Here is a 4,959-nt window from a genome sequence, read left to right on the forward strand (position 1 = left end):
GGGTCAGCGAATACACCACATCGTCCGCCGTCATCTTCCTGCCTTTGCCTCCGGGAAAAATGGCGTGGTCGTGGAAATGGACGTGGGTATGCAGATGGAAGATATATTCTTTCCTGTCGGCCGAGACCTCCCAGCTTTTCGCGAGCGATGGGCGGATGTTGAGGGAACTGTCGGTTTCGACGAGGGTGTTGAATACCTGGCGGACGGCCCACATGATGGCCTGGTTCTTCGCGAAGGCGGGGTCCAGCGTGGGGATGCCGCCTTCCTGGTTGTAGCGGAACACCATTTTCCCGTTGCCGCGGCGCTCGCCGCAGGCATACAAAAGGATCAGCAGGAAGAAAGCGGAATACTTCATAAACAGGACCATCAAGGTAAACAGAATTCCGTGACCAGGCAAGCCCGCGCAACCGCCTGTCAAAAAAAGACCCGGCCTTCTCCCCCAACTGGATTATATTGCCGTTTAAACTTTACCTGTATGATGAGGCTGCTGCCCTTCCTGCTGACGTTGTTCACCGTAAGCAACGCCTATAGCCAGCACAATCAACGCTTTACCCGCCAGGATACCCTGCGCGGCACCCTCGGGCCCGAGCGCACCTGGTGGGACGTGACGTACTACGACCTGTCGATGCGCATCTTCCCCGACACCAAATCCATCGAAGGCACCAACGTGATCCACTACCGCGTTACGGGCGCGCCCAACCGGATGCAGATCGACCTCCAGCAGCCTATGGAGCTGCGGAAAGCCGTCCAGGATGGAAAAGAACTCACGTTCACCCGCGAAGGCAATGCCTTTTTCATCGATATGCCGGCCGATCAACCGAAAGGAAAGATCAAACAAGTCGCCCTTACATTCGGCGGCAAACCCCGCGAAGCGAAGAACGCTCCATGGGACGGCGGCATCGTCTGGAAAACCGATTCCCTGAACCGCCCCTGGATCGCCAGCGCCTGCCAGGGCCTGGGCGCCAGCGTGTTCTGGCCGAATAAAGACCACCAGTCCGAAGAGCCCGACAGCATGCAAATCGCAGTAACCGTACCCGGCGCGCTCACCAATGTTTCCAACGGAAAGCTGCGCTCGGTGAAAGACGGTCCCGATGCCACGCGCACCTTCACCTGGTTCGTCTCCAATCCCATCAACAACTACGACGTGGCGCTGAACATTGGCCATTACGCGCATTTTTCAGATAGCTACAAAGGCGAAGCCGGCAACCTGCCGCTGGACTTCTGGGTACTGGATTACCACCTCGCCGCCGCCAAACAACACTTCGGCGTGGTGAAGCCCATGATGCAATGTTTCGAGCATTGGTTCGGCCCCTACCCTTTCTATGCGGATACCTACAAACTGGTGGAAACGCCGCATCTCGGCATGGAGCACCAGAGCGCCGTGGCTTACGGCAACCAGTACAAAATGGGATACCGCGGCAAAGATCTTTCCGGTTCCGGATGGGGCCTGAAATGGGATTTCATCATCATCCACGAAACCGGCCACGAATGGTTCGGCAACAATATCACCACCAAAGACATCGCCGATATGTGGGTGCATGAATCCTTCACCAACTATTCCGAAACGCTCTTTACCGAATGCCGCTACGGCAAGGAAGCGGGGAACGCTTACCTGCAGGGCATCCGTAAAAACATCGCCAACGATATTCCCATCATCGGCCCCTATGGCGTGAATACCGAAGGTTCCGGCGACATGTACTACAAAGGCGCGAACATGGTGCACACCATCCGCCAGATCATCAATAACGACGAACAGTTCCGCCAGATCCTGCGCGGGCTGAACAAGACCTTCCGGCACCAGACGGTTACCACGCAGCAGGTGGAGGATTTCATCAACAGGAAATCAGGGATCAATTTCGATAAAGTGTACGATCAATACCTCCGCCACACCCAACCGCCCGTGTTTGAGTACAGCATCAGCGGCGGACAACTGAAATACAGATGGGTGGCGGATGTAAAAGGTTTCGACATGCCCATCCGCGTGAGCATGGGAACCGGCAAGCCCGTCATGCTCCAGCCTACGGCAGAGTGGAAATCGATGCCATTGAAAAACGCGTCGAAATTCGGGATCGATCCGAATTTTTATGTGATTCCGAAGAAAGTGCAATAATCGTAGTCATCACTGCGAAAGATATTGCCGTAAGAATTTTCCGGTCTGCGACGCCGGGTGGCCTATCAGGTCATCCGGCGTTCCTGTGAATACCACTGTGCCGCCTTCCCGTCCCGCACCTGGCCCCATGTCGATGATATGATCCGCCTGGCTGATGACTTCCAGGTTGTGTTCTACCACCACGAGCGTATTGCCTTTGCCGACGATGCGCGCGAATATCTCCAGCAACCTGTCTACATCGCTCATATGCAGCCCGGTCGTAGGTTCATCCATAATGAACAGCTGGTTTTCCGCATCCTCCAGCCGCATGGCCAGCTTGATGCGCTGGCGTTCCCCGCCCGACAGCGTGCTGAGCGGCTGCCCGAGGGTGAGATAACCCAAACCCACGTCGCGCAGGCGCTCCAGCATACCGGTGATATCGTGGTAACCGGTAAAATAAGTAACGGCTTCGTCGACCGTTTGCTGCAGCGCTTCGTATATGTTCTTCCCGTTAAAACGGTATGCCAGGGTTTCAGCCGTATATCTCTTTCCGCCGCATTCTTCGCAAATGGTAGTGATGGGATCCATAAAAGCCAGGTCCAGGGTAATTTCCCCAACGCCTTTGCAAACTTTGCATCCGCCTTCCGAATTGCTGCTGAACAGTGCGGCCTTTACCTTGTTGGCCTTCGCGAACAGGCTCCTGATCTCGTCGAAAATACCGGTATAAGTGGCCATATGCGATCGTTTGCTGCCGCTGATGGCCGACTGGCTGATGCGTACGGCTCCCGGCACCTGTTTCGGCAGTACACCGTTGATGAGGCTGCTTTTCCCTGACCCGGCGACGCCTGTTACCACTGTCAAAACACCCGTAGGGATTTCCACCGTAACACTTTTCAGGTTGTGCAATGTTGCGTTCTTGATAACGATGCTGCCAGACGGCTGTCGCGCTGTGCTGCGAAGGGAACGCTCCCTGCTCCAGTAACGCCCGGTAAGGGTTCCCGACACTTTCAGCTCATCCAGCGGTCCTTCAAAAACGATCTTCCCTCCTTCCGTGCCTGCACGCGGGCCGATATCCACGATATGGTCCGCTATGGCGATGACATCCGGGTCGTGTTCTACCACCAGCACCGTATTCCCTTTGTCGCGCAGCTGGAACAGCAGTTGGTTGAGCTGGTGAACGTCGCGGGGATGTAACCCGATACTGGGCTCATCGAGGATGTACGTCATTTCGGAAAGGCTGCTGCCCAGGTGCCTGACCATTTTTATTCTTTGCGATTCCCCGCCCGAAAGGCTGCCTGTATCGCGGTCGAGCGTGAGGTAATGCAGCCCGATAGCCATCATCTGCTGCAACCGCTCCCCGATGGCTTTTACGATGGTAACGGCGCGGGGATCGGTGATGGTGTTGATAAAATTCGCCAAAACAGGGATTTCCATGGCAGCGCAATCCGCAATGTTGTAAGTGCCGATCTTGCAGGAACGCACTTTTTCATTCACTCGCGAACCTTTGCAGGCAGAGCATTCGCCGCGGGTAAGTACTTTTTCGAAATCAGCTTTATGCCTGCCGGTCAGTTCTTTCGAATCCTTCGACAGGTAGCTCCTTTTAAACCGCGGCACGATCCCTTCATAATACTGCTGCGACTGCGGCCAGCAGGGCAACGGATCGGGCAGTTTCAGTCCGTCGGCATACAACAGCTGATGCCATTCGTCCTCCGAATAATCCCGCAGTTTTTTATCCGGGTCGAAGAGGTTGGAACAGATATAACGGCTGAACCGCCACCCGCCTTTGGCGAATGTGGGAAAGAGGATAGCGCCTTCGTTGAGGGATTTGGAGGTATCGAAAAAGAGATCGGTATCGAGGACAGACACCTTCCCCAGCCCGTCGCATTCGGGGCACATGCCGTTGGGATGATTGAAGGAAAAGATGTTGGAATAGCCGATGAAAGGCTCCCCGATGCGGGAGAACAACAGTCGCAGGAGGGTGAAAATGTCTGTAGCCGTGCCTACGGTTGACCGGGCATTGCCACCGATCGGCTTTTGGTCGATGATCACGGCGGGTGATAGGTTCGATAATTCATCCGCCTCTGGCTGGCCGTAGTGCGGCAACCTGTGGCGGATGAATGAAGGAAAGGTTTCATTCAGCTGGCGCTGCGATTCCGCTGCAATGGTATCGAATACCAGCGACGATTTCCCGGATCCGGAAACGCCCGTAAAAACGGTAATCCGGTTCTTGGGGATGCGCAGGGAAATGTTCTTCAGATTATGTTCCCGCGCGCCCTTGATGATGATATGTTCCTTCCGCATGATAATCCCGTTGTTTGGGATACATCACTTCAATTCCCGTACCGTTATCCGGTTCGAACTTTCCATGATCCAGTAATCGCCTTTTACGGTAAGGGTATCTCCCGTTTTGGCGGATTTGTAAGATGCATGATCGGTGAGGTTGGCGTGGGAAATGGTGACGAAGAAACGGCCGTCCTGCTCCGTTTTCAGCAATGCCGTATAGCCGTCCTTCCCCGGCTGTATTTCCATGACAACGCCGGTAACAGTGGTGTCTGGATTGGCGGGGGCTTCCGGCGCAGCCACGTTTTGCGCGGCGGAATCCTGTGCGGCATCCCGGTTTTGCGCGGGCTGGCTGTTGTTGCAGGCCATGGCGAGGGTGATGGCTGCGGCGGCGAGTATCGTTGTATGTTTCATGTATCCGGATTTTAAGCCGGAAAATTACGGAATCCGCTTAACAATGCGGGATAAAAGGAAAAGGCCGCACGATGGATTGTGCGGCCTTTTTTCATGCATATACCGGGGTTGGATCAATCGAGCGTGGGCACGAAAGTGCCGCCCCATTCCTGGTTTTGGATCAGTTTGGGGTTACG

4 protein-coding genes are annotated in these 4,959 nt (G+C 55.1%); 1 reads left to right on the forward strand and 3 read right to left on the reverse strand.

Features of this window, described 5'->3' with window-relative positions; translation table 11 throughout:
- On the reverse strand, window positions 1-355 hold a 355-nt coding region (locus Q0510_RS20225; RefSeq protein WP_298715715.1), incomplete at its 3' end, for an ABC transporter substrate-binding protein.
- A 120-nt stretch (window positions 356-475) separates the two neighbouring features.
- Between Q0510_RS20225 and Q0510_RS20230 the strand changes: the two genes are divergently transcribed.
- A complete protein-coding gene (locus tag Q0510_RS20230) occupies window positions 476-2,110 on the forward strand; it encodes a M1 family metallopeptidase (RefSeq protein ID WP_298715717.1) in 1,635 nt (544 codons plus the stop codon).
- A gap of 9 nt (window positions 2,111-2,119) precedes the next feature.
- On the opposite strand, the gene Q0510_RS20235 is transcribed toward Q0510_RS20230, so the two are convergent.
- Both Q0510_RS20235 and Q0510_RS20240 read right to left on the reverse strand, forming a co-directional pair.
- Window positions 2,120-4,390 (reverse strand): excinuclease ABC subunit UvrA, encoded by a 2,271-nt coding sequence (locus Q0510_RS20235; protein ID WP_298715720.1) that lies wholly within the window; start codon window positions 4,388-4,390, stop codon window positions 2,120-2,122.
- 24 nt (window positions 4,391-4,414) lie between these two features.
- A complete protein-coding gene (locus tag Q0510_RS20240; protein ID WP_298715722.1) occupies window positions 4,415-4,783 on the reverse strand; it encodes a hypothetical protein in 369 nt (122 codons plus the stop codon).
- Window positions 4,784-4,959 lie beyond the last annotated feature (176 nt).

This window comes from uncultured Chitinophaga sp. (assembly GCF_937874145.1).
Taxonomy (GTDB): Bacteria; Bacteroidota; Bacteroidia; order Chitinophagales; family Chitinophagaceae; genus Chitinophaga.

What these genes read in the sequence shown, in the direction of transcription:
- Q0510_RS20230 (WP_298715717.1), top strand. Translation starts at nt 476, where the DNA reads ATGATGAGGCTGCTGCCCTTCCTGCTGACGTTGTTCACCGTAAGCAAC.
- Q0510_RS20235 (WP_298715720.1), bottom strand. Translation starts at nt 4,390, where the DNA reads ATGCGGAAGGAACATATCATCATCAAGGGCGCGCGGGAACATAATCTG.
- Q0510_RS20240 (WP_298715722.1), bottom strand. Translation starts at nt 4,783, where the DNA reads ATGAAACATACAACGATACTCGCCGCCGCAGCCATCACCCTCGCCATG.